23 protein-coding genes are annotated in these 26,840 nt (G+C 45.5%); 8 read left to right on the forward strand and 15 right to left on the reverse strand.

Annotation, left to right across the window (positions count from 1 at the left end; translation table 11 throughout):
• Positions 1–446: 446 nt before the first annotated feature.
• Positions 447–2,039: a helix-turn-helix transcriptional regulator gene (locus OIM59_RS14700; protein WP_299170080.1), complete on the forward strand. Its 1,593-nt coding sequence runs from the start codon at positions 447–449 to the stop codon at positions 2,037–2,039.
• 49 nt (positions 2,040–2,088) lie between these two features.
• Here the strand turns inward: OIM59_RS14700 and OIM59_RS14705 are convergent, their stop codons facing one another.
• Positions 2,089–2,760: a hypothetical protein gene (locus OIM59_RS14705; protein WP_299170079.1), complete on the reverse strand. Its 672-nt coding sequence runs from the start codon at positions 2,758–2,760 to the stop codon at positions 2,089–2,091.
• Positions 2,761–3,000: 240 nt separating this feature from the next.
• On the opposite strand from OIM59_RS14705, the gene OIM59_RS14710 reads away from it, so the two are divergent.
• The 3 genes from OIM59_RS14710 to tatC all read left to right on the forward strand — a co-directional run bounded on the left by OIM59_RS14710 (position 3,001) and on the right by tatC (position 6,739).
• Positions 3,001–5,343 (forward strand): sugar-binding domain-containing protein, encoded by a 2,343-nt coding sequence (locus tag OIM59_RS14710; RefSeq protein ID WP_367278151.1) that lies wholly within the window; start codon positions 3,001–3,003, stop codon positions 5,341–5,343.
• A gap of 353 nt (positions 5,344–5,696) precedes the next feature.
• The gene (locus OIM59_RS14715) at positions 5,697–5,921 is read left to right on the forward strand and encodes a twin-arginine translocase TatA/TatE family subunit (protein WP_299170077.1); all 225 of its coding nucleotides are present in this window, start codon (positions 5,697–5,699) and stop codon (positions 5,919–5,921) included.
• A 5-nt stretch (positions 5,922–5,926) separates the two neighbouring features.
• A complete protein-coding gene (gene tatC / locus OIM59_RS14720) occupies positions 5,927–6,739 on the forward strand; it encodes a twin-arginine translocase subunit TatC (protein ID WP_299170076.1) in 813 nt (270 codons plus the stop codon).
• Positions 6,740–6,748: 9 nt separating this feature from the next.
• On the opposite strand, the gene OIM59_RS14725 is transcribed toward tatC, so the two are convergent.
• From OIM59_RS14725 to OIM59_RS14740, 4 genes are all read right to left on the reverse strand, one after another.
• Complete coding sequence (locus tag OIM59_RS14725; protein WP_299170075.1) at positions 6,749–8,977, reverse strand: GH92 family glycosyl hydrolase; 2,229 nt, start codon at positions 8,975–8,977, stop codon at positions 6,749–6,751.
• A 68-nt stretch (positions 8,978–9,045) separates the two neighbouring features.
• Positions 9,046–10,017: a glycoside hydrolase family 130 protein gene (locus OIM59_RS14730; protein WP_288353052.1), complete on the reverse strand. Its 972-nt coding sequence runs from the start codon at positions 10,015–10,017 to the stop codon at positions 9,046–9,048.
• A 21-nt stretch (positions 10,018–10,038) separates the two neighbouring features.
• Positions 10,039–11,385, reverse strand: a complete 1,347-nt coding sequence (locus OIM59_RS14735; RefSeq protein WP_299170074.1) for an MFS transporter — start codon at positions 11,383–11,385, stop codon at positions 10,039–10,041.
• Between the two features lie 220 nt (positions 11,386–11,605).
• Complete coding sequence (locus tag OIM59_RS14740) at positions 11,606–13,183, reverse strand: MFS transporter (protein ID WP_303897432.1); 1,578 nt, start codon at positions 13,181–13,183, stop codon at positions 11,606–11,608.
• A gap of 161 nt (positions 13,184–13,344) precedes the next feature.
• Between OIM59_RS14740 and OIM59_RS14745 the strand changes: the two genes are divergently transcribed.
• A complete protein-coding gene (locus OIM59_RS14745) occupies positions 13,345–13,899 on the forward strand; it encodes a DUF3332 domain-containing protein (protein WP_299170072.1) in 555 nt (184 codons plus the stop codon).
• Positions 13,900–14,234: 335 nt separating this feature from the next.
• Positions 14,235–14,666 carry an Hsp20/alpha crystallin family protein gene (locus OIM59_RS14750; RefSeq protein WP_303897434.1) on the forward strand — a complete coding sequence of 144 codons (432 nt, stop codon included), beginning with the start codon at positions 14,235–14,237 and terminating at the stop codon, positions 14,664–14,666.
• A 72-nt stretch (positions 14,667–14,738) separates the two neighbouring features.
• Here the strand turns inward: OIM59_RS14750 and OIM59_RS14755 are convergent, their stop codons facing one another.
• From OIM59_RS14755 to OIM59_RS14765, 3 genes are all read right to left on the reverse strand, one after another.
• On the reverse strand, positions 14,739–16,070 hold the full coding sequence (locus tag OIM59_RS14755; RefSeq protein WP_299170070.1) for a nucleobase:cation symporter-2 family protein: 1,332 nt from the start codon (positions 16,068–16,070) through the stop codon (positions 14,739–14,741).
• Between the two features lie 7 nt (positions 16,071–16,077).
• Positions 16,078–16,647, reverse strand: a complete 570-nt coding sequence (xpt, locus tag OIM59_RS14760; RefSeq protein WP_299170069.1) for a xanthine phosphoribosyltransferase — start codon at positions 16,645–16,647, stop codon at positions 16,078–16,080.
• Positions 16,648–16,844: 197 nt separating this feature from the next.
• On the reverse strand, positions 16,845–17,807 hold the full coding sequence (locus OIM59_RS14765; protein ID WP_299170068.1) for a fimbrillin family protein: 963 nt from the start codon (positions 17,805–17,807) through the stop codon (positions 16,845–16,847).
• A gap of 143 nt (positions 17,808–17,950) precedes the next feature.
• Here OIM59_RS14765 and OIM59_RS14770 point away from each other — a divergent pair, with 143 nt between their 5' ends.
• Positions 17,951–19,369, forward strand: coding sequence for an alkaline phosphatase (locus OIM59_RS14770; RefSeq protein ID WP_303897438.1), 1,419 nt, complete (start codon positions 17,951–17,953; stop codon positions 19,367–19,369).
• 1 nt (position 19,370) lies between these two features.
• Here the strand turns inward: OIM59_RS14770 and OIM59_RS14775 are convergent, their stop codons facing one another.
• Positions 19,371–20,282: a helix-hairpin-helix domain-containing protein gene (locus tag OIM59_RS14775; RefSeq protein WP_303897439.1), complete on the reverse strand. Its 912-nt coding sequence runs from the start codon at positions 20,280–20,282 to the stop codon at positions 19,371–19,373.
• Positions 20,282–21,655, reverse strand: coding sequence for a sodium-dependent transporter (locus tag OIM59_RS14780; RefSeq protein ID WP_303897442.1), 1,374 nt, complete (start codon positions 21,653–21,655; stop codon positions 20,282–20,284). Before OIM59_RS14780 ends, OIM59_RS14775 begins: the two co-directional genes overlap by 1 nt.
• Here OIM59_RS14780 and OIM59_RS14785 point away from each other — a divergent pair.
• Positions 21,536–22,147, forward strand: coding sequence for a VanZ family protein (locus tag OIM59_RS14785; RefSeq protein ID WP_299170064.1), 612 nt, complete (start codon positions 21,536–21,538; stop codon positions 22,145–22,147). The two genes, OIM59_RS14780 and OIM59_RS14785, sit on opposite strands and share 120 nt — an antisense overlap.
• A gap of 80 nt (positions 22,148–22,227) precedes the next feature.
• Here OIM59_RS14785 and OIM59_RS14790 read toward each other — a convergent pair whose 3' ends face one another.
• The 5 genes from OIM59_RS14790 to OIM59_RS14810 all read right to left on the reverse strand — a co-directional run bounded on the left by OIM59_RS14790 (position 22,228) and on the right by OIM59_RS14810 (position 26,728).
• Entirely contained in the window at positions 22,228–22,731 is a 504-nt protein-coding gene (locus tag OIM59_RS14790) for an RNA polymerase sigma factor (RefSeq protein WP_022354643.1), read from the reverse strand.
• A gap of 137 nt (positions 22,732–22,868) precedes the next feature.
• A complete protein-coding gene (locus OIM59_RS14795; RefSeq protein ID WP_303897446.1) occupies positions 22,869–23,375 on the reverse strand; it encodes a CYTH domain-containing protein in 507 nt (168 codons plus the stop codon).
• Positions 23,376–23,389: 14 nt separating this feature from the next.
• Positions 23,390–23,530: a hypothetical protein gene (locus OIM59_RS14800; protein WP_299170062.1), complete on the reverse strand. Its 141-nt coding sequence runs from the start codon at positions 23,528–23,530 to the stop codon at positions 23,390–23,392.
• Between the two features lie 86 nt (positions 23,531–23,616).
• Positions 23,617–24,732 (reverse strand): peptide chain release factor 2, encoded by a 1,116-nt coding sequence (gene prfB, locus OIM59_RS14805; RefSeq protein WP_072543596.1) that lies wholly within the window; start codon positions 24,730–24,732, stop codon positions 23,617–23,619.
• A gap of 181 nt (positions 24,733–24,913) precedes the next feature.
• Entirely contained in the window at positions 24,914–26,728 is a 1,815-nt protein-coding gene (locus OIM59_RS14810; protein WP_303897450.1) for a long-chain fatty acid--CoA ligase, read from the reverse strand.
• Positions 26,729–26,840: the final 112 nt, after the last annotated feature.

A 26,840-nucleotide genomic window follows, 5' to 3' on the forward strand; every position in this document is an offset into this window, starting at 1 on the left:
ATGAATAGATATTGTGTCAGATTGTCTTACATATTGTTTCACATCTTATTAACATATTGATATATAATAACTTATAATTGATTCATTTTTTCTTTGGAATGTGTTTTATTTCTGAAATGAAAAAGATTGTTTCGAAGAGCAGAAAATATCTTATCAAAGAAAGTCATTTATTGGAAGGTTATTTGTACATTTACACAAAGAATAAAAAACAGTTTTTTATTTGCGTCACAATATTAATCTTTAATTTGGCTAATGAATAGTAATGTCTTAGTGTTTAAGGTTTTGTGCTTATGTGTTTTGAAAGATGACAGAAATAATAATAAAATCAATTCATAATGAAGTGTCATTTTATTGTAATATTGTTATTGGCTGTGTTTGGTAACACATTGCTTTGTTCTTTCAAAACAGATAGCCTGGCCTTAGAAGAGACCGTAAAAGAATACTATATGACTCGTCCTGACAGCATTCTAGACTTGTTGGATGACGCAGAACATCATAAGGTTATGGCAAGTGCCCGTATAGATATACTACGGGCCATGGTCTACGGAAACATGAGTATGCCTGTTTTGGAGGAATCCTGTTTGCGTCGTGTCTTGTCTGTTCCGAAAACAACCTCCAATCCTAATCTTCACTTAAAAGCACTATCTATGATGGCAGACGCCTTGCAAGAACAGGGCAAGTATAGTGAATGTATTCCAATGGCTATGCAAGGCATGAATCTGGCAAAAAAACTGAATAACAGAGTCGTCGAATATAGCTTGTTGAGTACATTGGCGATGGCATCATTTAGATTAGAACAGTATCAGGACGGATATGAATACCTACAGCAGATTATAGAAAGTGGAAGCAAGTCAGATGACGTGCGCGTGTTGTCGCATGTCTCGTATGCGTACGGCATGTTGATAAATCAGCTGGTATCAGATACACGTTATGAAGAAGCCCTGAAGGCTGTATATGCGCGTCGTGACTTATTGGAACGGATGCAAGATATGCCAGGACCTCCATCCGGATATATAGACCAGCAGAAGGCTTATCTTTATTCAAAGATGGCTAATCTGTATCTGTCAATGGGAAAAACCGCACAAGCTGAAGAAGCTTATAGGGCTTTTATGCAGACGGAAGAAGCTAAGCGTGTGGAAAGCGGTTACACCATATTACCCTATCTCCAGAAGGCAGGACGTCATAAGGATGTGTTGGATAGAATACGTGAATTGCATACCTTGTGGCAGGGATGTGATACGGTAAACATGCAATATCGTCTTTTGCTGGAGTATGAAGCTAAATCAGAAGGTGCATTGGGAAACTATCGACGCATGGCCGAACTAAACAGATATGCCTTGGCATTGACAGACAGTATTTATATGCGTAAGCTCAACAGTCGCGCACAGGAATTTGCCACCATTTTCAAGGTAAATGAAAAGGAAAAGCAGCTGCAGGAAGAGCAGGCCAAGTCGGAACGCAGTTCCCTTATGTTGATTGGAAGCGTTGTGGTATTGGTATTGCTTGCAACTTTGGTGATTATGGTTTACCTGAATCTTCGCCGTATGAAACGACGTAACCGGATAGCCGCGCGCCAAATAGAAGAATTATTAGCGCAACGTGAAGAATTTCGTCGATGCCTCACTTGTAATGACATGCAGAAGGATGTTCCTCCAATGGAAAAGAAAGCCGGACAGGAAGAAAAGACGGGTGGGACTTCAAATCAGTCTTATGAGACATTCTTACGTATGGAACAACTGATAATGGAGCAACAACTCTTCTTGCAACCCCGTTTCGGACGTGACGAACTGTTGCGTACGACCGGCATTCACAAGAATGATTTAAGCTGTTTACTTAAGCGTTATGCCGGAGTTCCCAATCTTAACAGTTATCTGAATCGTTTACGGGTGGAATATTCTGTGAAACTGATAAAAGAAAAACGTAATTTTTCAATTGAAGCGATAGCCGAAGAGGCTGGTTTTAACAGCCGGTCTACGTTCTATCGTGCATTCTACAAGCAATACGGCATGACACCAACCGAATATATTGATACCTTATAACCTTTTGACCAAGGATTCGATTGTTTTATTACTAAATTCCCCTCCAATTTCAGTTGGTAATCAATATCCAAGGGAAACAAGGACCTGTATAAGATGAAGGAGTCTGAGACTGACAGTCAAACGATTCAGGCAATTTTTTCTCTTCTTTTTTCTCCCATACCTTCCAACGGTCAATCTCCCGGATGAGCCGTGTCACCGCCTGCGCACAATTCTCCGGATAAGTGAGAATCTGCACAAACCAGAGTTTCTGACACTTCACGTACTTGGCATAAAAGTGATGACCTGCCACTTCCCGGTTTTCCAAATGAAGCGGGCCGGAAAGAATAAACCCATCGTCTTCCTCACGTTGATAAGTGGCATGCAATTCCCGGGCAAAACAAGCCATTCCCTGCGCCACCGTCAGGCTGTCCAGGTTGGGAAGCACAAACGCAGTCTGTATAATCTGCTCCACATTCCAGAAACGAAACTGGCAGTAGCCTTTCTCTTTCACCTGCGGATTGGAGACTTGCTCGAAAAAGGACGGATAATGTATCACATAACCGTAAAAAGGGTCCCGATAGGTATTCATCCGCGTGGTACGCATCACCTTCTCCAGCTTTTCGGGCAACGGAGTATCGTCTTTCTCCTTCTTCTGCGTGACAAAAAGGGAACCTGCCACGAGAGCCAATATAAATAAAACTAAAAACCGCCGCATTCCTGCATAATGCACCTTTGCCTCCATATTCTCTTGATTTTAGTCACAAATCTACTTTTCTTCACTCATCCAACCGAAAAAACTGACTGACATCTTCCTGACATTTCAGTTGACAGACCAGCTTATATCATATTCTTCTACTTCACGCGTGATTTTCCCTGCAAACTGATTAGAAATCGCCTGATTTCCCAACTGTTTATTTATCTTTGTAAACATATATAAAGAACAACACTAAATATTATGAGAAAACAACTGCTTATTTTAGGAATGATGTGGATAATCGTGCTGTCGGTTTCAGCATCATCCGGAAAACAATTATTCAATGATGGATGGAAATTTTGGTTAGGCGATACCCTAATCGCAAAAAATGAAACCTTCGATGATTCTTCGTGGAAGAAGCTGGTACTGCCACACGACTGGAGCATCGAACAAAAATTCGACAAAGAAGCTCCGGCAGGAAACGACGGCGGCTATCTCCCCACCGGAATCGGCTGGTACCGAAAGACGTTCAATATATCTAAAGAAGCCAATGGAAAGAAACTGCAACTCTATTTTGAAGGAGTATACATGAATTCGGATGTATACGTCAACGGACAGCGTGCAGGCGGACATCCTTATGGCTATTCCTCCTTTTTTGTCGATATCACCCCTTATGTAAAAATTGGAGAAAATACCCTCGCGGTACGTGTAGACAATTCAATGCAGAAAAACTGCCGATGGTATACCGGGTCGGGCATTTATCGGAATGTCTGGTGGATAGAAAAGAATCCAGTCCATGTAGCCAACTGGGGAATCCAGATTCAGACACCCGACCTACAGACAGCTGTTGTAAGGACAGAGGTCGTAAATGAAAGTGCAGAAAGCAAAACAGTCGAGGTTACTATGGAAATTGCCGGGCAAGTCAAAAAAAGCGCCTATAACCTGCAACCCCAAGCACACATCACAGCCGAACAACGCTTTCAGATTCCAGACGCTAAAGCCTGGAGTCCCGAATCCCCCAACCTGTATACCGTACAAGTCAAGGTAACCGAACAAGAGAATACCCTGGACCGTGCAGACGAAACTTTTGGCTTCCGCACTATAACTTATTCAGCTGAAAAAGGCCTCCTTCTAAATGGAAAATCCATCTTGCTGAACGGCGGATGCCTGCATCACGACAATGGCATACTGGGAACAGCCGCATACGACCGTGCAGAATTCCGAAAAGCAGAACTGATGAAACAGGCAGGATTCAATGCCGTACGAACCTCCCACAATGTACCTTCGGAGGCCTTCCTCCATGCTTGTGACCAAGTGGGATTGCTGGTCATTGATGAAGCATTTGATGGCTGGCGTGAAGCCAAAAACACCTATGACTACCATACATTATTCGATAAATGGTGGGAACGCGACATAGAGGCAATGCTCCTTCGCGACCGCAATCATCCCAGTATCTTTTGCTGGAGTATCGGAAATGAAGTCATCGAACGCAAAAAGATAGAGATTGTAACCACAGCCCGCAAACTTGCCACGCTTTGCCGAGAACTGGATCCCACTCGTCCGGTCACTTCCGCACTTGCAGCTTGGGACAGCGACTGGGAAATCTACGACCCACTGGCAGAGGCACACGACATTGTAGGATACAACTACATGATTCATAAAGCAGAAAGTGACCACCTGCGCGTACCTTCCCGGGTGATGATGCAGACGGAATCATATCCGAATGACGCATGGAAGAATTTCAGCACCGTGAAAGACCATCCATACATCATCGGTGATTTTGTGTGGACGGCCACGGATTATATCGGCGAATCTGGTATCGGACGTTGGTATTATGAAGGGGATGTCCCCGGCGAACATTATCACCGTCCACTTTATCCGTGTCATGCCGCTTATTGTGGTGACATTGACCTGACCGGATTACGCAAACCTATCAGCCATTACCGTTCAATGCTCTGGAATAAAAACGGAGAGGAGCATTTGTACATTGCCGTAAGAGAGCCTGACGGATACAAAGGCAAGATACAGACCACTTCCTGGTCTACCTGGCCTACGTTCGAATGTTGGAACTGGCCTGGCCACGAAGGGAAACTCATTGAAGTAGAAGTATATTCCCATTATCCTATAGTCCGGCTTTATCTGGACAACCAACTGATAGCAGAAAAGTCTGTCAACGAAATGAAGGCAATCTTCTCACTGCCTTATAAAGCGGGAGTACTGAAAGCAGAAGGTCTACGCGACGGGAAAGTAATGGAAGCCACCACCTTATCCACTGCAGATGCTCCAGTCTCTCTCCGTCTGACAGCTGACAGAGAGGTACTGCATGCCGACGGAAAAGACCTTTCCTTCTTAACAATAGAAGCAATAGATGAAGCCGGCCATGTAGTTCCCATAGCCGATAACCTGCTGTCTGTTTCTGTACAAGGAGCGGGAAGTCTACAGGCTTTAGGCAATGCAGACATCAAGGATGAAGACCCTTATTTCGACCCTACACATCATTTATGGAAAGGCCGAGCACTGGCTGTCATACGCTCGAACGGCAAGAAAGGTACGGCCATTGTCCGAATTAAGGCTGAAGAGATGGACAAAAGAAAAGAAGTCACCCAAACAATCCGACTACAGTTCAAATAAAAAGCAGGCTACAACCGCTTTCAAAACTTTTTTACACCAATTCTCTTTTCCTTATTATTCTTATCAATTCTTATCAACATCTAAGAGAATTCTCTGTTTCACACTGTGGGCTACAAAAACCACAGTGTGGGATACATATTTCACACTGTGAAATACAAATCCCGCCATGCGGTACAGAGAAAATAAAAGGACAAAGAAAACTTATGACAAGGGGAATCGGAAGAATACCTTCCGGACAACTCTTTTTTCCTTAAAAACAGAAATGCCAAAGAGTTACATTTGCGCAAATAAAAAACAATCCATATTTTTGCGTAGAAATCAATAACAGACAAACCATTATTTTACAGAACTACATGAATACGACCTTATTGTTTATGGGTATCGGTACCCAGGAATTCTTATTTATCATCCTGATTATCCTGATACTGTTCGGTGGAAAGAAGATTCCGGAACTGATGAAAGGTCTCGGAAAAGGAGTAAAAAGCTTCAAAGAGGGTATGAACGAAGTGGAAGAAAACCTGAAAGAAACAGACAACAAAAAAGAGGAAGTTTCTTCTACTGACCATAAAGAAAAATAATTGCCGTGAAGCCGAACGAACCAACGGAACTCACCTTTTGGGACCACCTGGACGCACTCCGCCAAACGATTATCCATATCGCCTGCGCGGTAGTGGTACTCATGTTGCTGGCTTTCTGCTTCAAGGACGAACTTTTTGGCGTGATTCTGGCACCCAAGGAGGGGGATTTCTGTACCTACCGTTTCTTCGCCTGGCTGGGACAGGTGCTTCATATTTCCGGTCTGGAAGCGCAGACACTTCCGGTCAAACTCATCAACACCCAGCTCTCCGGGCAGTTTCTCATGCACATGAGTGTTTCGTTTTATGCGGGCATCCTGCTGGCCTCTCCTTACATTCTTTACCAGCTTTTTCATTTCGTATCCCCTGCCCTCTACCAGAACGAGAAGAAATATTCCCGTCGCCTGATATTCTGGAGTTACCTGCTGTTCCTCACAGGGGTATTGTTCAGCTATTTCCTGATTTTTCCTTTTACCTTCCGTTTCCTGTCCACCTACCAGGTGAGTCCGGAAGTGGAGAACACCATCGTGCTCAGCTCTTATATCGACACGCTGAACATGCTGAGCCTGATGATGGGCATCACATTTGAAATACCGGTACTGACCTGGCTGCTGGCAAAATTCGGTATTCTGTCGGCCGACTTTATGGCTAAATACAGAAAACACGCCTGGGTCCTCGCAATGATGATTGCAGCCATCATCACTCCTACCTCAGACGTGTTTACCATGCTGATTGTCACCTTCCCCATCGTCCTCCTATACGAAATCAGCATCGGAGTGGTGCGTCATACCGTAAAGAGGAAGCGACTAAAAAGAAACTGATTCCATTTCTTATTTATAGAAAGTCAGGGTACCGGCTTTTACCAAGTCGCTGTGGTGAATACGGTAGCCAGTCTTCTTCCCACCGAGTTCAATCTTCTGGATATATCCTTCTGACGGACCGTTGCCTTTCTTTTCAATGACCAGTTGGTCTTTCCCGTAGAATTCCGGGTTCAGACGGATGGTAATCCGGTCGAAAGTCGGGTCGGTCAGCGTGTATTCCGGTACGCCCGGACAGTCGGGATAAAGGCCCATCATACTGAATACGGCCCAGGCCGACATGGTACCGGCATCGTCGTTTCCGGGAATACCGTCGGGCTTGGGAGTGAAATACTTGGCCAACAGTTCACGCACCGTTTTCTGGGTACGCCATTCTTCGCCCTTGAAGTAGCTGAACAGGTAAGGATAAGCAATGTCCGGTTCATTGGCCGGGTCGTAATAGCCTTTGTCGAACACCATCTGCAGCTTGTCGACAAACTTTTTCTGTCCGCCCATCAGACGAGCCAGCCCTTTTACATCGTGAGGCACATAGAAGGTGTAGTTCCAGGAATTCCCTTCATGGAAGCCCGGGCTAGGTTCAAAGTTCTGTCCTTGCAGCGGGTCGAACGGAGAATAGAACGTTCCATCGGGCAAGATGGGGCGAAGGGTACCGAACTCCTTGCAATAGTAATGCTTATAGCCCATGGAGCGCTTGTAGAACAAGTCGGCATCGGCTTTCTTTCCCAGACTCTTGGCCAGTGTATACAGGGCATAGTCGGCAATGTAATATTCCAGCGCATGCGACACGGAATTGTCGAACTGCTCCATCAAAGGCACATAACCCTTGTTCATATAATCGTCGTTGTCCGGGCGCATCAGGTTGTCTTTTCCGGGCAGGGTGGCCGACTTCCGCATGGCTTCGTAAGCAGTTTCCATGTCGAAATCACGCAGACCTTTCATCCATGTGTCCACAATGACCGGCAGACTGGGGTCACCTTCCATGGTGAGGGTTTCCCGTCCGTAGAGTTCCCACTTGGGCAACCAGCCATGTTCTTTGTACATGTCAATCATGGTACGCACCATATCAATCTGACGCTCCGGATACACCAGTGTCATCAGCTGATGCAGGTTGCGGTACGTGTCCCACAAGGAATACACCGTATAGCGGTTGGTTTTCGTGGTCTTGGTTTCTCCCGTTTCCATCGCCGGATATTCTCCGTTCACATCCTGCAAGATGTTCGGATGAATCAAGGTGTGATACAAGGCCGTGTAGAACACGGTTTTCTGTGCCTTCGTCCCCCCTTCCACGGTGATGCGGCTCAGGTCATCGTTCCACTTACTGCGGGCACTGGCATGAATTTCATCGAAACCGGCTCCATGCTGCTCGGCCTCCAGGTTCTGGCGGGCATTCTCCATGCTGACAAAAGAAACACCCACGGCCACTTCTATCTGTTCATTTTCTTCCGTATCGAAGGTGAACCAGGCACCGATATCGTCTCCTGCCAAATCGCGGTCGTACTGCGTGTACAACTTGTATTTCCCGTTGTCTTTATCCCATTCGGCCTCTATGCCATTCATCTTGCGCTGGAATTTCCAATACCCCGTCTGTTGCGGAACCTTGTTAATCCGCATCACGAAATAGATGGGGAATACCGCCTGCGGATTATAACAGAACGTGCCCAACAGTTTCATGCCTTCTATCTCCCGGTCGTTCACCCGGCGCAGATAGGCCCCCGACTCATTGGTCAGTCCCTCTCCCAGGTTCATCAGGATGTGGCTCTTTCCTCTCGGGAAAGTGAAACGGGTCAATCCTGTCCGTAGGGTAGAAGTAGCTTCCACTTTCACGTTGTATTTCGTCAGTTGCAGGCTGTAGTATCCCGGTGAGGCGGTTTCCTTCTCATACTTGCTGCCATAGTGATGATAATCCACATCCAGTTCCCCGGTGGTAGGCATCAACAGCAAAGACCCCAGTTCAGGACATCCCACCCCACTCAGGTTGACATGAGACAGTCCCGTAAAATAGCTGTTCGTATAGTCGTAAGGTGTAGACCACCAACGGGCATCCTTGTCATACTTGTTGTCTGCCGAACCCATCACATTGAATGGAACAACCGACATCAAGCCGTTCGGACACACAGCTCCCGGATTACACGTACCGAAATTGGTGGTCCCGATAAACGGGTCGACATAATCTACTGGTTCTTGGGCATGCAGGCACACCCCAACGAACAAAAAATTCAGACATGCAATTAGTTTTTTCATAGGCTTAAAATAAAAAGGACCCCTCCCACGGCCTCAACCATGGGAACGGTCCTATAAAATATTCATTCTTATAAAATGGAAGTACGTTTCACGAAATCAATGATTTCGGAAATGTAGCCGAAAGCCATTCCGACCACGGTATCGGCCGCACCATAATACACTGCCACTCTTTCCCCGTCCTGAAGTGCAGCACACGGGAACACCACATTGGGCACGTCGCCCTGCAGTTCATAAGGTGCCGCAGGAGCCAACAGATAATCGCGGGTACGATAAAGCACCTTTTCCGGATGGTCCTTATCCAGAATAGCAGCCCCCATAGAGTAGCGGAAACCGTTGCAGGTGGTGATGACACCATGATAGAACATCAGCCAGCCCTCTTCTGTCAGGAAAGGCACGGAACCGGCTCCAATCTTCGTACACTGCCAGGCGCTTTCCGGGAAGGGTGTCACTTTCATCACACAGCGGTGCTCTCCCCAGTATTTCATATCGGGACTGTAACTGATATAGATATCCCCGAAAGGAGTATGCCCGTTGTCGCTCGGACGGCTCAGCATGGCATATTTACCGTTGATTTTCTGCGGGAAAAGCACTCCGTTTCGGTTGAAAGGCAGGAAAGCATTTTCACACTGATAAAATTCCTTGAAATCGAAGGTATAGCCGATGCCGATGGTAGGGCCGTGATAACCGTTGCACCATGTAATCCAATAACGGTCTTCAATCCAAGTGACACGGGGGTCGTATTTGTATTCCGACTCAATCATATCGGTGTTCCCGGGTTGGAACTTAATCGGTTCGTGATTGATTTCCCAGTGGATACCGTCCTTGCTGAAACCTGCAAAGATATTCATCTGCACGGCCCGGTTATCGCAACGGAACACGCCGGCAAACCCATCCTTGAAAGGTACCACCGCACTATTGAAAATACTGTTCGACGTAGGTATCTGGTACCGCCCGATAACGGGATTCTTGGAATACCGCCACATCACCTCCTTACAATCTGCCGGGCGTTCTTCCCACGGCATTACAAATTTGTCATTCATATTCAGTTCGTTTTATTTAGATTAGACATATTCTCGTTCACCCTCTATAAGTTTTCCTTCATTATCATACTTAAACGGGATGAAATACGTAATCAGAAAAGCCGGAATCGTGGCTATCAGCACAAAGATAAAGAAGGGTTCATAGCCTCCCGGTCTGTCAAACCATTCTCCAAGACTTTCGCACACCCAGCCACTCAGCATGCCGGGAATCATCACTCCCAGGTTCATGATACCCGAAGCAAAGGCATAATGCGCCATCTGGTGCTTGCCGGGAGCCACCTGCTGCATCATGAACAAGGAAAGGCCGACGAAGCCGAAACCGTATCCGAAATATTCAAACACGATGCCGCTACAAATAATCCAGCCGCTTTCTGGTTGCAGATACGCAAACAAGGCATACACCACAAACGGGAAGTTAAAGATGCAACACAAAGTGAACAGTGTGTTCTTCAGTCCGCGCCGGGCGATGTAGTATCCGGCCAGTAAAGACCCCAGCACAAAAGCCGCCGCTCCATACGTTCCGTAATAAAGTCCGATTTCCTTTTCATTCAGTCCCAATCCTCCTACCTCACGGCCGGCTTTCAGGAACAAAGGCACAATTTTCATCACAAATCCTTCGGCAAAACGGTACAGAATGATGAAGCAGATATAATATACAATGTGAGTCTTCCGGAAAAAATCAAGCAACACCTCTCCCAGTTCTTTCAACACCTCCCGACTGGTCATGGCTTCCTCCTTTTTTCTCTTTGCCTGCGTGGAAGGCAAGGCAAAGTAATGATAAAGTCCCAAAAGCAGCATCGTGGCAGAGAGGATGAGCAGAATAATCATCCAAGCCCGCTTGGTAGCCCCCAGCATGCCGGCCTCGGCATTCATTTCAATGAGATAACCCGCCAGATACACCAGTCCTCCCGTTGCCAGAATCTTGGCAATATTATAGAACGCACCTTGCCATCCGATAAACTTGGCCTGTTCTTCATTGGAAAGCTCACTCATATACACTCCATCGCAGGCAATGTCGTGAGTGGCCCCGCTGAAGGCGACAATGGCCAGCAAGGCAATGGATATGCTGAAGAAATGGGGAAGGTTCAGCGAAAAGGCTACCAGACCGAAGGTGACTCCCGTAACCAGCTGGGTCGCAATGACAAAGAATTTCTTGGTCCGAAACAATTCCAGAAAAGGACTCCATAAAGGCTTCAATGTCCAGGGAAGGAGGATTAACGAGGTCCAAAAGGTAATCAGTTTATCATCCACTTCCAGCCCCTTGAACATCAACACGGTGACCATATTCAACACGACAAAAGGAAGGCCCATGGCAAAATATGCCGTAGGAACCCATCTGATTGGTGATTTCTTTCTTGTATGATTCATAGTTGAACTTTGCAAGGCAACATCGGCCTTGTATTAAACTGGTACCAAAGATACGGGAAAAAATCCACAAGACAAATAAGCACAGGCTTATAGACTCACAAAAGATTTAAAGAAAACAAAAGTAAAAGTTTCATACCCAACCATTTGCCTGAAAAACAAAAAAGGAGTTAAAGCCAGTGCGGAGACAAGGCCCTAACTCCTTTTCTATTTCAAAAAACAATTATTTCTTCATGTTGGCTTCTTCCAGTCCATAATGTTTCTTGGCGTCTTCCGCACGCAGCAGCATGGCTATCACAATGGCACATACGCCAAAGACTGCAAAAATCACCATCGGTGCCGTATAATCGTAACCCGTAATGACACCGGCTTCATTACGCAGCGTAGCAAAATGTTCAATCACCCAACCAATCAGCCAAGGCACCATGGTGAGGCCGATGTTCTGGATATAGAAGATAATGGCATACGCAGAGCCCAGCTGTTTCATCGGGATAATCTTAGGTACGGAAGGCCACATGGCACTCGGCACCAATGAGAAAGCAATTCCCAACACAATCATCACCACTACGGCAAACCACCAGTAATTCATAATGGGGAGCGCAAAAAGCACATGTACAGCAGTCAGCATGAAAGAACCGATAATCATCAGGGTAGCTCCACGGCCGATACGGTCGTACAAGATACCGAACACCGGGGTAAGCAGGATGGTACCAAACGGCAAGAGGGCCGGAATCCACCCTGCAAACAATTCGGGCACGTCGTATTTATAAATCATCAACTTTGTGGCAAATTTCAGGAAAGGGAACACGCCCGCATAGAACATCAGACAAAGCAGGTTGATCAGCCAGAATCCTCTGCTGCAGAAAATCTGCTTCAAATCGGACATCTTGAATCCTTCTTCCTCCTTTTGACCGCTCTCCTTGCGTACAGCCTCGGCAGACGCATCTTCCTTGCGGTCCATCATACAATATACCAGATAGGAAGCAAATCCTGCACACAAAGCAATGGCACCGAACAATACAGGATAGGACACGTTACCCATCATACGGGCCACCGGCAGACTGACCCCCAACGCGAGGGCCGTACCGATACGGGCCATTGCTACCTGAAGTCCCATGGCCAACGCCAGTTCCTTACCGGCAAACCATTTGACGATGACTTTTGACACCGTAATACCGGTAATCTCGGCACCCATACCAAAGATGGCAAAGCCGATAGAGGCCAGCGCCACCTGCATATTCATGCCAAACAGCTGGGCATCGCCAAAATCAGTAGAAAGGGCATACCACTTTATCAACGCACCGACCAGCATCAATCCGGACGACATGGTACCGGTGAAACGGATACCCATCTTATCCAAAATCACGCCTCCGAAGAAGAGCATCAGCAAGAAAACATTAATCAAGCCATAAGCACCGGAGAAAAAGCCATACTCCGTACTTGACCAACCTTCTCCACGAGCCACTGAACTGATGGTCTTTTCCACCGTAACCTGTTGCCCGTTTACCATCTCACGATACTGCATCTTCACCCCTGCTCCCAGCTTTTCTACCGTCAAATCGGGTTCAGAAAGCATGTTGGCAGCGGAAAACAACCGCACCTTGGCTACCAGCGTATCCGCCGGCATGGAAGTGTCATCCGTAAAATAGACCACCTTCCCTTTCGTCGTCAACAAATTTTCCAAAGGTGACATCACATCGGTCAGGAAATATCCACACATCATTGTAAACGATACGATAAACAACGCTGTCCAGCGTGCCGCCTTCGAATCACTCAATCTCTTCTGAATCTTTTCTTTCATGCTATTGTCTTATTTAACCATTAATTTCTTACAAAAAACGACGCAAAGATACGATTTTTTTACATTTTTCTTTCATAATCAAAAATAACTTCTAACTTTGTAGTAATTTGTAAGGGCAAAAGACAATACTCATTATATATTAACCCAAAACTAAAGCTGATATGAGAAAATTAAAACTTTACGCAGCATGCCTGATTCTGGGCAGCAGCATTATATGCTCTTCATGTATAGGCTCCTTTGGATTATGGAGCAATTTAAAAGACTGGAACAATAACATCGGCAACAAGTTCGTCAATGAAATCGTATTTTTGGCATTCCACATCGTACCGGTCTATGAAGTTGCCTATCTGGCCGACATTCTCGTATTGAACTCCATTGAATTCTGGTCAGGCTCAAATCCTTTGGCAGAAAATGTGGGAACCGTAAAAACAGTGAAAGGTGAAAACGGAGAATACCTCGTACGCACAAATGAAGACGGATACACTATCACTAAAAAGGGAGAAGAGGACAAACCACTGAACCTGGTTTACAACAAGGAAAAGAACACATGGAATGCCTCTGCCGAAGGCCAGACCTTCGAACTCATTACCATGAACGAAGACGGAACCATCACTTTCAAACAAGAGGACGGAACACCAATGACCGTTTCTCCAGACTTACAGGGAATGATTTCGGCACGTCAGGCTAACAGCCAGTCATTGTTTGTGGCACGATAATAATCTATATTCTATCATAGGAAGGGCCGCTACGGATTCGTGACGGCCTTTTTTCTGTCAATCTGTTCCCTTTCCGGCAAGAAGAGGAAAGCTTGACAGCTCTTTTTCTGTCAATCTGACAATAATAAAAAGATCTCGGAGCCATCAAGGTTTGCTTAAGTTTAAAAACAAGGAGGATAATTAAACGAGGTTTAAAATAAATGTGCTTCGTGACATACCCAAGCAAAATGGGCACAGGTTTTGCAATCTCTTAAGCGGAGCGCGGAAGCGAAAGCAGAAGCCCTCCAACAAGAAAATTGATAATAAAAACAACTTAAATATAGGAGATTACAATTATGATGCCGACTAGAAAAAATTACAATCAGAACTGGTTACCAAGTATCTTTAATGATTTCTTTGATAACGATTGGATGGTAAAGGCTAACTCTACAGCTCCTGCAATCAATGTAATTGAAAGCGAAAAAGAGTATAAAGTGGAATTGGCAGCTCCCGGCATGACGAAGGATGACTTTCACGTTCAACTGGCTGATGACAATACGCTTACCATTTCAATGGAAAAGAAGAGCGAAAACAAGGAGGAGAACGACAAGAAGTACTTGCGCCGCGAATTCTCTTACAGCAAATTCGAACAATCCATGATTATCCCTGATGACGTGGAGAAAGAGAAAATCAATGCTGCTGTCAATGACGGTGTATTGACCATCGATTTGCCGAAAAAGACAAATGAAGAAAAAGTTCAGGCTCGTAAGGTTATTGAAATCAAATAAATAAAGAGCTCCTAAAAAAGGAAGCCCCGCTCCTGCATGGGAAACGGGGCTTTTTTTTATACCTGAAGAGAATTATTCCTTTATCTGAATCAACAGGTTGGCCAGAATGGCAGTCAATCCCCCAGTGGTAATTCCGGAAGAGAAAATGTTTCGCACCGTTTCCGGAAGCTGACATAAGATATCTGGCACAAGCTCCACGCTCAAGCCAAAAGAAAAGCTCAAAGCCATCACCAACGTGGCTTTACGGTCAATCTTTTGTGAAGAAATGATACGGATACCAGCCGCAGCCACCGTACCGAACATCAACAGTGTGGCTCCTCCCAATACAGGCTCCGGCATCAACGAGAACACCAACCCCACAGCCGGAAAAAGCCCCAATAATATCAGGAAACCGGCAATAAAGTAACCCACATAACGGCTGGCTACTCCTGTCAGCTGAATCATACCATTGTTCTGAGCAAAAATGGAATTAGGGAAAGAATTGAAGAAACCGGCCAACATAGAATTAAATCCATCTGCCAGAATACCTCCGGAAGCCCGCTTGACAAAAGTTTCTCCTTCCACCGGCTCACCCGAGATCAAAGAGTTGGCAGTAATGTCTCCGTATGCTTCAATGGCAGTAATCAGGTAAACCAATGCCAATCCGATAATGGCAGAAATATCAAACGACACCCCATAACGGAAAGGTATCGGAATATTGAATCCGCCATAGCTCTGTACAGCTGAGAAGTCGACCATCCCCAAAGCCCAGGCCAAGACATATCCTACGACCAAGCCTATCACAATCGAACTCATCCGCAGATAGCGGTTGGAACTACGGTTAAAGAAAATAATCAGTACCAGTACCAATGCGGCCAGTCCGATATGCTGAAAAGCTCCAAACGAACCGTCTGCCTGTGCGGCGGCTCCTCCTCCACAGGCGGAAATACCGACCTTAATCAAACTCATACCGATTAAAGTGACCACAATACCGGATACCAAAGGAGTAATGATGCGCCGCGTATACTTCAACACCCGGCTTATCAGCATTTCTACCGATGAAGCCACGATACATGCGCCAAATATGCTACTCAATCCTCCCGTCAGTCCCGCTGATATAATCGGGCCGATAAAAGAGAAACTCGTTCCCTGGATACACAACAGTCCACAGCCAATTGGCCCCACACGACGGCATTGGATGAAGGTAGAAATTCCGGAAGCAAAAAGCGCCATGGAAACCAAAAAACCTGTCGTTTCCAAATCCAGCTTCAACGCTCCGGCAATAATCAGCGGAGGAGTAATGATGGCTACAAATATGGCCAGCAGATGCTGTAAAGCCGCAAAAATAGTATCTTTCAAAGGAGGACGGTCGTTCAAACCGTAGATAAGCCCGGCACTCTGGGCTGTTTGTTGTTCTTTTTCCATCAAAGATTTACTCTTTTATTTTAATTTGACAATTATCCAAACTTTCTATGATTGCCAGCGATTCTACATGAATGCCTTGTGCGCGAAGATAATCTCCCCCATGCTGAAATGACTTCTCTATCAAAAATCCCATACCTACCAATTCGGCTCCAGCCTTCTGTACCAAGTCGATGATTCCTTTTGCCGCATTCCCATTTGCCAGGAAATCATCAATGAACAGCACTTTGTCACCCGGACACAAATAGTCTTTGCTTACACACACATCATACGTACGGTCTTTCGTAAAAGAATACACCGTGGTAGTCAGCATGTTCTCCATTGTACTCGGTTTTTTCTTTTTGGCAAAAACCACCGGAAGTTCCAGTAAGTAGCCCACCATGATGGCAGGAGCAATTCCGCTGGCCTCAATGGTCATCACTTTGTTGATTTTTGTACTGGCAAATCTCCGTACGAACTCTACTGCCATCGACTTCATCAGAATCGGGTCCATCTGATGATTGATAAAATTATCCACTTTGAGAATCCCTCCTTCAAAGCATTTTCCATCGCGAATGATGCGTTCCTTCAGTGCTTTCATTGTTTATAATGAACTAAGAATTGATTATGCTTTTATTTGAAAGTGCAAAGTTACATGTTTTTTCTGAGAATTAAGGCAATTCTGGACACAGATAACATACAGTTCAGACCTTATGTATAATCACCTTCATCACAAAAATCTGCAATGAAGGTGATTTCACAAAAAGAATCTTACTTTCAAAACCTTCCGGTAACAGTCTATTCCTGGTTCTCATCCATAGTAATCTCGGGAAGCTCTTCCGAAATCCAGTCAACCACTTCACCGCCTTCCAACACCAACTCTTCCTTGGTCAGTTTAAGTGTAAACTGGTAAAACTTGCCCGCAGAAAATTGCTTTCCCAATTTATTGGTAGACGCCGTATATGAAAGGCCGTCACGCTGATAAAGAATAGAAAATTCAGTATCTTCAACCAAATCTGACGGATTGCATAAAAAATACAACGTATATCCGGATGCTTCCGTCACAGATACAGGTTCTTCAAAATTGAAAGTCAGTACATCTGCCTTGGAGGCATCCACATAAGAAACGCCATCCTCTTCTTCCAACTCTCCAAAATGATAAGTACTGCATCCAAACAAATTATCACCTTGAAAACTGACCCGTTTCAACAAGACTTCCCCTGCGGGCAGGGCATTTTTAATTTTTATAGAAATGAGGCTGTATACATGCTGGAAGGAAGCTGGCCCGGTAAAAGAAACCGTTCCATTCTCTGTCTCCCCATAACTTTTCTGACAGCGGGCTACCAGAAAATCAAAATCCCCTATTCCGGAAAGCGTTCCAGACTGCTGACTCAAATCAGGCATAGGCACACTGGTTCGCGTTGTCGCTTCCTCCGAATAGGGATAATATGCACAGAACGAAAAACTGCTCACCTTGTCTTTCCATACCAAAGTCGACTCTGCTTCCCATTGACTTCCTGTCAATGTCCATTTTACAGGCTCATTCTCTTCCGGCATAAAAAATCCCAGTTCATCCTTTTCCGAAAAAACAGTACCTCCCGATTCGTCTGTAATAGTCCTAGATGCTTTCTCAGGCGCATAGACAGAAGCCTTCAAATGAAGAACCGGTTCTTCACTCAGATGTTGCAAAGACTCTTTTTGCTGACAAGAAGCCAACATGGACAGCACCAGGCATGCCCCTACAAATTTTTCTTTTTCCATAATAAAAATGTAATATAGTTCAATAGATACAATGAAAAGACTTTAAAACGTCTACCCATTTTCATCATCTTTTTTATCCAAAAAGATGGTGAAACCACAATTTTCCGTATTTTCGCAAAAACAATCATCCAACACAGAACTTTATGAAGAAATTATCAATCGTCGTTATGTTCATCCTGTTGGCCTTCTGTCAAATCAATGCACAACAGGCCAAATATGTATTCTACTTCATCGGGGATGGAATGGGAGTCAATCAAGTACAAGGTACCGAACTGTATCTTGGCGAATTAGAAGGGAAAATCGGAATTACTCCTTTGCAATTCACCCAGTTCCCTTACACTACTGTAGCCACCACTTTTTCGGCCACAAACGGAGTGACAGATTCTGCCGCAGCAGGAACCGCCTTGGCTACCGGCAGCAAGACTAAGAATGGGGCAATTGGAGTATTGAAAGATTTACAAACACCCGTGTACAGTGTAGCTACATGGGCCAAGGATTACGGATGCCGGGTAGGAGTAGCCACCAGCGTAAGTGTAGACCATGCCACTCCCGCAGCCTTTTATGCACATGCAGCCGGCAGAGGAAGTTATTATGACATAGGAAAAGACTTGTACACCACAGGATTTGACTTTTATGCAGGATCAGACTTCCTACAGCCGGAAGACAAACACAACCCTCAAGCCGAGAACCTTTACTCAATGGCTCCCCAATATGGCTATGCCATTGCCAGAGGATATAAAGACTATCTCAAGAAAAGCAAGAAGGCTGATAAAATGATTCTCTTCCAGTCAGAGGCTTCTTCCAAGAAGGACCGAAGCTCTATTCCTTATGCGATTGACCGGGGAAAAGGAGACTTGACCTTACAGGAGATTACCCGCTCAGCCATCAATTTCCTTTCTAAAGACTTATCTAAAGGATTCTTCCTGATGGTAGAAGGAGGAAAAATAGACTGGGCCTGCCACAGCAACGATGCGGCAACCGTCTTCCATGAAATTATAGATTTTGACAACGCCATAAAAGTGGCCTATGAATTTTATTCACAACATCCGGACGAAACACTGATAGTTGTCACTGCCGACCACGAAACAGGAGGTTTCGTATTAGGGAAAGGTCCGTACGAACTGAACCTGCAGGTACTCAAGAACCAAAAAGTAAGTGAAAGCGGATTTACCAAAATCATCAACCAGCTCCGTGCCAAGACTGACAATAACGTATCTTGGGAAGCTGTACAGCAAGCCTTAAAGGACAATTTCGGTTTTTGGGACAAAGTAAAATTAACCGAAAAGCAGGAAGCGCGCTTAAAAGCCGTCTACGAACAGAGCCTCAAGAACCAACAGATGAAGATGGAAAAGAGCGAATATGCACAAGATGAGCCTATTGCCGCAGAAGCCAAACGAATCATCGATGAAATTGCCTTGACCGGATGGACCAGTGGAGGGCATTCTGCGGGCTACGTACCTGTATTTGCCATCGGCGTGGGAGCAGAAAAGTTCCAAAACCGTATCGACAATACGGAAATTCCGGTAAAAATTGCAGAAGCAGCCGGCTACACGCGAAAATAAATCACTCGAAAGACAAATAAGGTGACAAACGCTGAAGGTCTTTTTCGGAAAACTCTTCAAACAGAGAGAGCCGGGAAAGACCTTTTATATGTCCTCGCTTACGGCGGTATTCCAAAATGGCTTTCGCCTTGTAGAAGTCCATATAAGGGTGATTGCGCAACTTATCCAACCCATCCTTATTCACCCTGATTTTCCGAAACGGGACACCTTTCGCCACAAACCATTTATTCAGACAAGTATCCACATGGGGAATCTCCTGCAGCTGCTCCACATGCGTGAAACCTCCCAAACGGTTCCGGTAAGCCACAATCATCCTCGCAATTCCACTTCCAATTCCCGGAACACGCTTCAGCTCAGCCGTATCGGCCTCATTCAATGAGACCAGCGTCCCTTCAGGATACTTTTCTATCCGTTGCACCGACGCAGGAAAGGCCTTTTCCTCCTGAGCCTGCGGAAATCCACTTCTGTCGTCCACTTCCTGAATCCGGATATAAGGCCTCAACAAAAGATACTGTTTTTCTTCCAGCCCATAGATTTTGGAAAACGCTTCCGGCGTACGAAATTGCCCTCCTTTTTCCCGGTAACGAAGAATGTTCCGAACCACAAAAGATGGCAGTCCCAGCTTACGCAGCTGTAAAGAATCAGCTGTATTGGGATCAAAAACAGCAAGAACCGCCTCCGGTTGTTCCTTGCCTCTCACCTTCGTATATCTCCGCTTCGTATAGTCTAACTCACGCTGCTTCACAGAAGCCAAAAAAGAATCTATTTCCGCACTGTCCTCCTGATAGGTCTGTCCCGGTGGCTCCGTAATCCGGCATACAGCCCAAAAGGTGGCTAAAACCACCAAAAGGCCTAACAACAGCAGAATAACCCTCCGCTCCGACCGCGAGTAATAGAAGAAATCTTTCCACATTACCAGTTCAATAAGCCCAATTCATTCATAAAAATAGCCAGAATGCCAACCGGTGCCACAAACCGCAGAACCAGCAGATAGACAGGATAATAAGGGGCTTTCAAACTGCCATAATTCGTCACTTCACCTTTTACGATTTTCTTATCCAGTACCCATCCTACAAAGATTGCCGCAAACATGCCGCAAACCGGAAGCATAATCTTGGCTGTCAGGTAATCCAACGCATCAAACATGTTCAAGCCGCCAACCTTGACGCTGCTCCACACGCCCAATGCCAGCGAAGAAATAACTCCGATAACCAAACAGCCTGCTGTCACAATACAAGCGGCACGTCCCCGCGTGAAATGGAACTTCTCGTGCAAAAAGGCTGTCGATACCTCATGCAAGGAGATGGTAGAAGTCAAGGCAGCCAGTGCCAACAGCACATAAAAGGCAATCGAACATACATAAGCCAGCCACGGCACATTGGCAAAGGCCTGCTGGAATACGTTGGGCAACGTAATGAATATCAATGAAGGGCCTGCATCCGGTTGAATACCGACAGAGAAGGCTGCCGGAAAAATAATCAATCCAGCCAATACTGCCACACAGGTATCAATGATTCCCACGCTCAACGCCGTATGCCCCAAGCGGGTATCCTTTCCAAAATAAGAGGCGTATGTCGACAAGCACCCCATGCCCAAACTGAGAGAGAAAAAGGCCTGTCCCATAGCTCCTAGAAAGACGTCCGGAGTCACCTTGCTAAAGTCCGGATGCAAAAGGAACTTCACTCCTTTCTCTGCCCCCGGTAACATCACAGAGCAAACAGCCAGCAGAATTACCAGAATAAACAAAATCGGCATCATGATTTTGGACGATTTCTCTATCCCTTCCTTCACTCCTTTCACTATGACGAAATGCGTGGCAAACATAAACAGGAACAACCAAAGCAGCGGACGGAAAGGCTGCTGCGAAAAATCCTGAAACATCGTCACGTATTCTCCGGAAGTCTTGTCCGACAAGCCCAAAGTCGCCGCCTGCCAAACATATTCCAGAGTCCATCCGGCCACCACGGAATAATAACCTAAAATCAGGAAACCGGTCAAAACTCCGGCATATCCGACCCATTTCCAGTGCGAACCCGGAGCCAAGGTCTCATAAGCCCCTCCCGTACATGCTTTCGCACGACGTCCGATGGTAAACTCTGCAATCATAATGGGAAGTCCAAATACAATCACGCATCCCAAATATATCAGTATAAACGCAGCTCCGCCATGGTTTCCTGTCTCATAAGGAAAACGCCAAATGTTACCCAAACCTACTGCAGAACCGGCGGCAGCAAGAATCGCTCCCAACTTACTTCCAAAATTTGCTCGTTCATTTTTGTGCTGCATAAATCATTTTATTATAATTACACTTCAAACAGAAAACAAAAGTATAAAAAATATCGTATTTTTGCACGAAAATTTAAAGTTTTACGCAAAATGCAATTTTTAAGACATTACCCATTTTCTATTCTGACGACGTTGGTGATTTGGTACCTATCCTTTTTTACCCCTCCTCAGACCCCACTGGAAGAGATTACAAATTTCGACAAACTTGTTCACCTCTGTATGTATGGAGGACTCAGTTCCGTGTTATGGATAGAATACCTGATTCATCATGCAATCATCAAAAAGTGGAAGCTGGCCATCGAATGCATCCTGTTTCCCATCCTGATGAGCGGATGCATCGAAATCCTGCAAGCCTATTGCACCGACAATCGGAGCGGAGACTGGATAGACTTTGCCGCCAACAGTGTGGGAGTATTACTGGCTTCTCTAGCCGGCCATTTTATCTATCGTCCCTTTATCAGAAAAAGATTCCATAACCCACAGTCAGAATAAAAGAAAAACGTCGGGTGCTCTCACAGCAACCGACGTCCATTAAATATATTATTTTTAAAGATAGAGAGTTATCAAACTGCTCAACGGAAATCTTTCAAATCTTCCTGCAACCTCTGCCGGGTGAAATAAATCCGACTCTTCACGGTACCCAAAGGAAGATTCAGTTTATCCGCGATTTCACGATACTTGAATCCCGACACATACATCGCAAAAGGTACACGATATTCTTTAGGCAATGCATTTACGATGCGGCGCATCTCTTTCAGGTCATACGAACCCTGCATGGAATCATCTTCAATATCCACTCCCAGATTCAAGAAAAACTGGTTGTCGGTATTATCCACATACGTCTGGTCGCGCAAGGTTTTGCGGTAATTATTAATGAATATATTACGCATGATGGTATAAATCCATCCCTTGAAGTTCGTTTCAGCTACATACTTTTCCTCATTGTCCAGAGCCTTCAATGAAGTCTCCTGGAGAAGGTCATTCGCTTCTTCACGGTCAGCCGTCAGTTTATAAGCGAAATGAAGTAGTTCTGTCTGCATGCTCAGCAGATTCTGAGCAAAAGTTGCCGTTTTCATAATTCTTTAGTCTTTCTTTTCTTAATTGAAATAATGTCTGCTTTTTCGTTTTGACACTGCAATATTAGCAGAAAAAGAAAGATCACTCTTCACAAAAACTGATAATCAAACGGGTAAAAACTATCAACTGAGAGTTTTTACCCCTTTCCCTGACAGTTTTCAGGAAGGTTTTCAGCCCATTTCCGATAGGGAGACTTCATCAAGAATGAATTATAATACTTCACTTGTCCGGTCACTTCCTCCCCTAAGAACGGAGGCCGGTCAAAAGCCTCATCCTCACTACCCAGCTCGATTTCTGCCACAACCAGTCCCTGATTGTCGCCATAAAACTCATCCACCTCGAACACATGTGTGCCACATCGCACCAGATAACGGGTCTTGTCAATCATTCCCGGCTCACACAGTTTCATCAGTTCTTCTGCCTCCTGCAGGGAGAGTGCATGTTCCCACTCATACCGACTCATACCTGCCGCATCTGAGGGGCCTTTAATGGTCAAGTACCCCTCTTCATTCTGAATGCGCACCCGCACTGTTCGTCCTCTTTCACTGCAGATATACCCCTGCTTGATACGTTTTTTCCCATAAGCCATCGATTTATAGGAATCATCGCACACCAAAAATTTCCGTTCTATTTCCTGTGACATATCACACTCTGGTATCAGGAAGCCAATGCATAACCTACAATCATTAAAATAGCCAATAGAATCAAGACAATACAAATCATCTTGAACAGTCTATTGGCTTTCTCTTCTTCACGTTTCTCAAAATTTTGTCTTTTCACAGTTCTGTTGCGTCCCATAAGTTTTCATTTTTAGATTTAGCTCCCTAAAATTACAACTTATCCGCAAAAAGACAAACAAAAAAACGCGTTTTCCGCAAAGTTTATCAGTTTTCGCTATCTGAGAACTCCATCAGATAAGCTTTGATGAAACCATCAATCTTTCCATCCATCACTCCGTTCACATCGGAAGTCTGGTAATTGGTACGGTGGTCTTTCACACGACGGTCATCAAACACGTAGCTTCGTATCTGAGAACCCCATTCAATCTTCTTCTTTCCGGCTTCTACCTTAGCCTGTTCCTCCATACGATGTTTCAGTTCCTTGTCATACAAGATAGAACGCAACTGACGCATGGCATTTTCCTTATTCTTCGGCTGGTCACGGGTTTCGGTATTTTCAATCAGGATTTCTTCTTCCTCACCAGTATAAGGGTCTTTGTACTGGTAACGCAAGCGGACACCCGATTCTACCTTGTTGACATTCTGTCCACCGGCACCCCCGCTTCGGAACGTATCCCATGACAAACGGGCCGGTTCTACCGTCACTTCAATCGAGTCATCAACCAACGGAGTCACAAATACGGAAGCAAACGAAGTCATTCGTTTACCTTGTGCATTATAAGGCGACACACGAACCAGACGGTGTACACCGTTCTCTCCTTTCAGATAGCCATACGCGTAGGCCCCCTCAATGTTCATCGTCACCGTCTTGATACCGGCTTCATCCCCTTCCTGAAGATTGGCCACCGACAGTTTATATCCGTTGCTTTCCGCCCAACGCATATACATACGCATCAGCATGGAAGCCCAGTCCTGACTCTCCGTACCTCCGGCACCTGAATTGATTTTCAGCACGCAGTCCATCTGGTCGGCCTCCGAGCGAAGCATATTCTTCAGCTCCAGTGCTTCCACAGCCGAGAGTGCCTTTGCATAAGCCTCATCCACTTCTTCTTCCGTCACCAGTTCATCTTTATAAAAATCGAAAGACAGCTGCAATTCATCTGCCAGCGTCTTCACCTCCTGATAACCGGTAATCCACTGCTGCAAAGCCTTCACTTTCTTCATCTGCGCTTCGGCAGCCTTCTGGTCATCCCAGAAACCGGGTGCCTGTGTACGAAGCTGTTCTTCTTCCACCTGTATCTTCTTCCCGTCTATATCCAAATAACGGTGTAAGGCTTCCGTACGTTCCTTTATGTCTTTCAGTTGCTCTATGGTAATCATAAAAATACGATAAATTAGTCCGTTTATATTTTCTCGCTGCAAAGATAGAAAAAGCCGAGCGCAGAGGCAAATAGAAAACGCAGTTTTCTAAATTTGACTATGCCGAGGCGCATCCTATCTTCTCTAATGACAGAAAAAACAGGCACCCCTGAAAGAGTGCCTGTAGATAAAAGTCTGCTATTTAGCCGATATTTTCTTCATACATTTTGTCGATGACATCCTTGTAGTTCCGGGCCACCACCGCACGTTTCAGCTTCAAAGTGTTCGTCAGTTCCCCCCGTTCCATACTGAACGGTTCGGGCAGCAACGTGAAACGTTTCACCTGTTCATAATGGGCAAATTCCTGCTGGAGGGTATCTATCCGAAGCCTGAACAGTTCCACAATCTGCGGATTTTCGAGCAAGTCCTTCCGACTGGTAAAAGCGATGTGATGTTCCCGGGCAAATTTCTCCACCTGTGCGTATTCCGGTACAATCAAGGCAGACACAAACTTACGCTGGTCGGCAATAATGGTCACCTGGTCAATGTAACGGTCTACCACCAGTTTCGTCTCGATGGCCTGTGGAGCAATGTATTTTCCATTGGAAGTCTTGAAGAGATCCTTGATACGGTCTGTCAGATACAGGAACCCATCCTTCATGTATCCGGCATCTCCCGTCCGGAACCAGCCGTCTTCCGTAAAAGCCTGCTTGGTGATTGCTTCTTTCTTGTAATATCCTTTTGTAATGGTTCCTCCATGAAGTTGGATTTCGTTGTTTTCACCGATACGGACTTCCACGCCCGGCAATACCCGCCCGACGCTTCCTATCCGGAAATCTCTCTTCCATTCACAGGAAACCGTAGCGGTACTTTCCGTCAATCCATATCCGGCAATCATGTTGATTCCCACGGAATGCACAAACTCTTCCACCTTTTCCGGTATGGCCGCCCCGGCTGTAGGGAAGAAATTACCGTTCTCAATCCCGATGGTTTTCTTCAAAAGGCTGTAGATAGTCCGCTCATAGAATTTATATTTCATGTGCAACACGGCCGGAGGCGTTTTCCCGTTCATCAGATACGTGATATTATGCTCCTTGCCCACCCGCAGTGCATCCAGCATCAGGGCTTTCTTCAACCCAGTGGTCTCATTGATTTTTTCCTGTACGCCTGCATATACCTTTTCCCAGAAACGCGGCACACTGCACATCGCGGTAGGGCGGATTTCCTTGATGGTTTTCTGGATATCCTGGGGTTTCAGGTTGATGCACAGCATACAACCCCTGTGCAGGCAATAGAAAGCCCATCCCCGTTCAAAAATATGCGTAAACGGCAGAAAATTCATCACCACATCGTTCTCTCCCAGCTCGGTGAGACGCGCGTTATGCCCTTTGAAAGCCGCCTCATAATTGGAGTGATGCAACATCACTCCCTTGGAGTCGCCCGTAGTGCCGGAAGTGTATAAAATATTGGCCAAATCATCGGGAGAAGAAGCCGACGTACGTTCCTCCACTTCACCTTGCCACTTTTCCTCTTTAGCCAGTTTCAGAAAATCAGAAAAATAAATCGAATTGCAATCTCCGTCGGCCCGTTTCACCTCCGGATCGAAAATAATAATTTTCTTCAAAGAACGGCACAGGCTCTGTACCCGATAGGCCACATCATACTGATACTGTTCGCCGACAAACAAGAAGCGGATGCCGGCATCCTCCACGATATAATGTACCTGTGCCTCCGAACTGGTGGCATACAAAGGAACCGTCACGACCCGGCTTCTGAAAGCTCCGAAATCTACATAAAAACATTCTGGCTTATTTTGTGAGAAGACTCCTACATTCTCTTGCACCTCTACTCCTGCAGCCACTAAAGCCCTGGCTACCTCGTCAACCAAATTCGCAAATCCGTTCCAAGTGACAGGAATCCATGTAGAAGTGGTGTAATCACGGTATTTTAAGGCAACTTTATCCCCATATTTTTCTGCTTGTCGCCGCACAAGCCGGGACAAATATGAATTAACCATCTATTTTTCTTTATTTTATTATTTCTTTTGCAAATATAGGATTTTATTTGGAATGTCTTGCCAATCTAAATTTTTTCTCATAAAAAAGAGTATCTTTGCAGGGAATCTAAAA

The sequence above is a fragment of the Bacteroides mediterraneensis genome (assembly GCF_025993685.1).
Lineage (GTDB): Bacteria > Bacteroidota > Bacteroidia > Bacteroidales > Bacteroidaceae > Phocaeicola > Phocaeicola mediterraneensis_A.

What these genes read in the sequence shown, in the direction of transcription:
- OIM59_RS14700 (WP_299170080.1), top strand. Translation starts at nt 447, where the DNA reads ATGACTCGTCCTGACAGCATTCTAGACTTGTTGGATGACGCAGAACAT.
- OIM59_RS14705 (WP_299170079.1), bottom strand. Translation starts at nt 2,760, where the DNA reads ATGGAGGCAAAGGTGCATTATGCAGGAATGCGGCGGTTTTTAGTTTTA.
- OIM59_RS14710 (WP_367278151.1), top strand. Translation starts at nt 3,001, where the DNA reads ATGATGTGGATAATCGTGCTGTCGGTTTCAGCATCATCCGGAAAACAA.
- OIM59_RS14715 (WP_299170077.1), top strand. Translation starts at nt 5,697, where the DNA reads ATGAATACGACCTTATTGTTTATGGGTATCGGTACCCAGGAATTCTTA.
- OIM59_RS14725 (WP_299170075.1), bottom strand. Translation starts at nt 8,977, where the DNA reads ATGAAAAAACTAATTGCATGTCTGAATTTTTTGTTCGTTGGGGTGTGC.
- OIM59_RS14730 (WP_288353052.1), bottom strand. Translation starts at nt 10,017, where the DNA reads ATGAATGACAAATTTGTAATGCCGTGGGAAGAACGCCCGGCAGATTGT.
- OIM59_RS14735 (WP_299170074.1), bottom strand. Translation starts at nt 11,385, where the DNA reads ATGAATCATACAAGAAAGAAATCACCAATCAGATGGGTTCCTACGGCA.
- OIM59_RS14740 (WP_303897432.1), bottom strand. Translation starts at nt 13,183, where the DNA reads ATGAAAGAAAAGATTCAGAAGAGATTGAGTGATTCGAAGGCGGCACGC.
- OIM59_RS14745 (WP_299170072.1), top strand. Translation starts at nt 13,345, where the DNA reads ATGAGAAAATTAAAACTTTACGCAGCATGCCTGATTCTGGGCAGCAGC.
- OIM59_RS14750 (WP_303897434.1), top strand. Translation starts at nt 14,235, where the DNA reads ATGATGCCGACTAGAAAAAATTACAATCAGAACTGGTTACCAAGTATC.
- OIM59_RS14755 (WP_299170070.1), bottom strand. Translation starts at nt 16,070, where the DNA reads ATGGAAAAAGAACAACAAACAGCCCAGAGTGCCGGGCTTATCTACGGT.
- xpt (WP_299170069.1), bottom strand. Translation starts at nt 16,647, where the DNA reads ATGAAAGCACTGAAGGAACGCATCATTCGCGATGGAAAATGCTTTGAA.
- OIM59_RS14765 (WP_299170068.1), bottom strand. Translation starts at nt 17,807, where the DNA reads ATGGAAAAAGAAAAATTTGTAGGGGCATGCCTGGTGCTGTCCATGTTG.
- OIM59_RS14770 (WP_303897438.1), top strand. Translation starts at nt 17,951, where the DNA reads ATGAAGAAATTATCAATCGTCGTTATGTTCATCCTGTTGGCCTTCTGT.
- OIM59_RS14775 (WP_303897439.1), bottom strand. Translation starts at nt 20,282, where the DNA reads ATGTGGAAAGATTTCTTCTATTACTCGCGGTCGGAGCGGAGGGTTATT.
- OIM59_RS14785 (WP_299170064.1), top strand. Translation starts at nt 21,536, where the DNA reads ATGGTTTCCTGTCTCATAAGGAAAACGCCAAATGTTACCCAAACCTAC.
- OIM59_RS14780 (WP_303897442.1), bottom strand. Translation starts at nt 21,655, where the DNA reads ATGCAGCACAAAAATGAACGAGCAAATTTTGGAAGTAAGTTGGGAGCG.
- OIM59_RS14790 (WP_022354643.1), bottom strand. Translation starts at nt 22,731, where the DNA reads ATGAAAACGGCAACTTTTGCTCAGAATCTGCTGAGCATGCAGACAGAA.
- OIM59_RS14795 (WP_303897446.1), bottom strand. Translation starts at nt 23,375, where the DNA reads ATGTCACAGGAAATAGAACGGAAATTTTTGGTGTGCGATGATTCCTAT.
- OIM59_RS14800 (WP_299170062.1), bottom strand. Translation starts at nt 23,530, where the DNA reads ATGGGACGCAACAGAACTGTGAAAAGACAAAATTTTGAGAAACGTGAA.
- prfB (WP_072543596.1), bottom strand. Translation starts at nt 24,732, where the DNA reads ATGATTACCATAGAGCAACTGAAAGACATAAAGGAACGTACGGAAGCC.
- OIM59_RS14810 (WP_303897450.1), bottom strand. Translation starts at nt 26,728, where the DNA reads ATGGTTAATTCATATTTGTCCCGGCTTGTGCGGCGACAAGCAGAAAAA.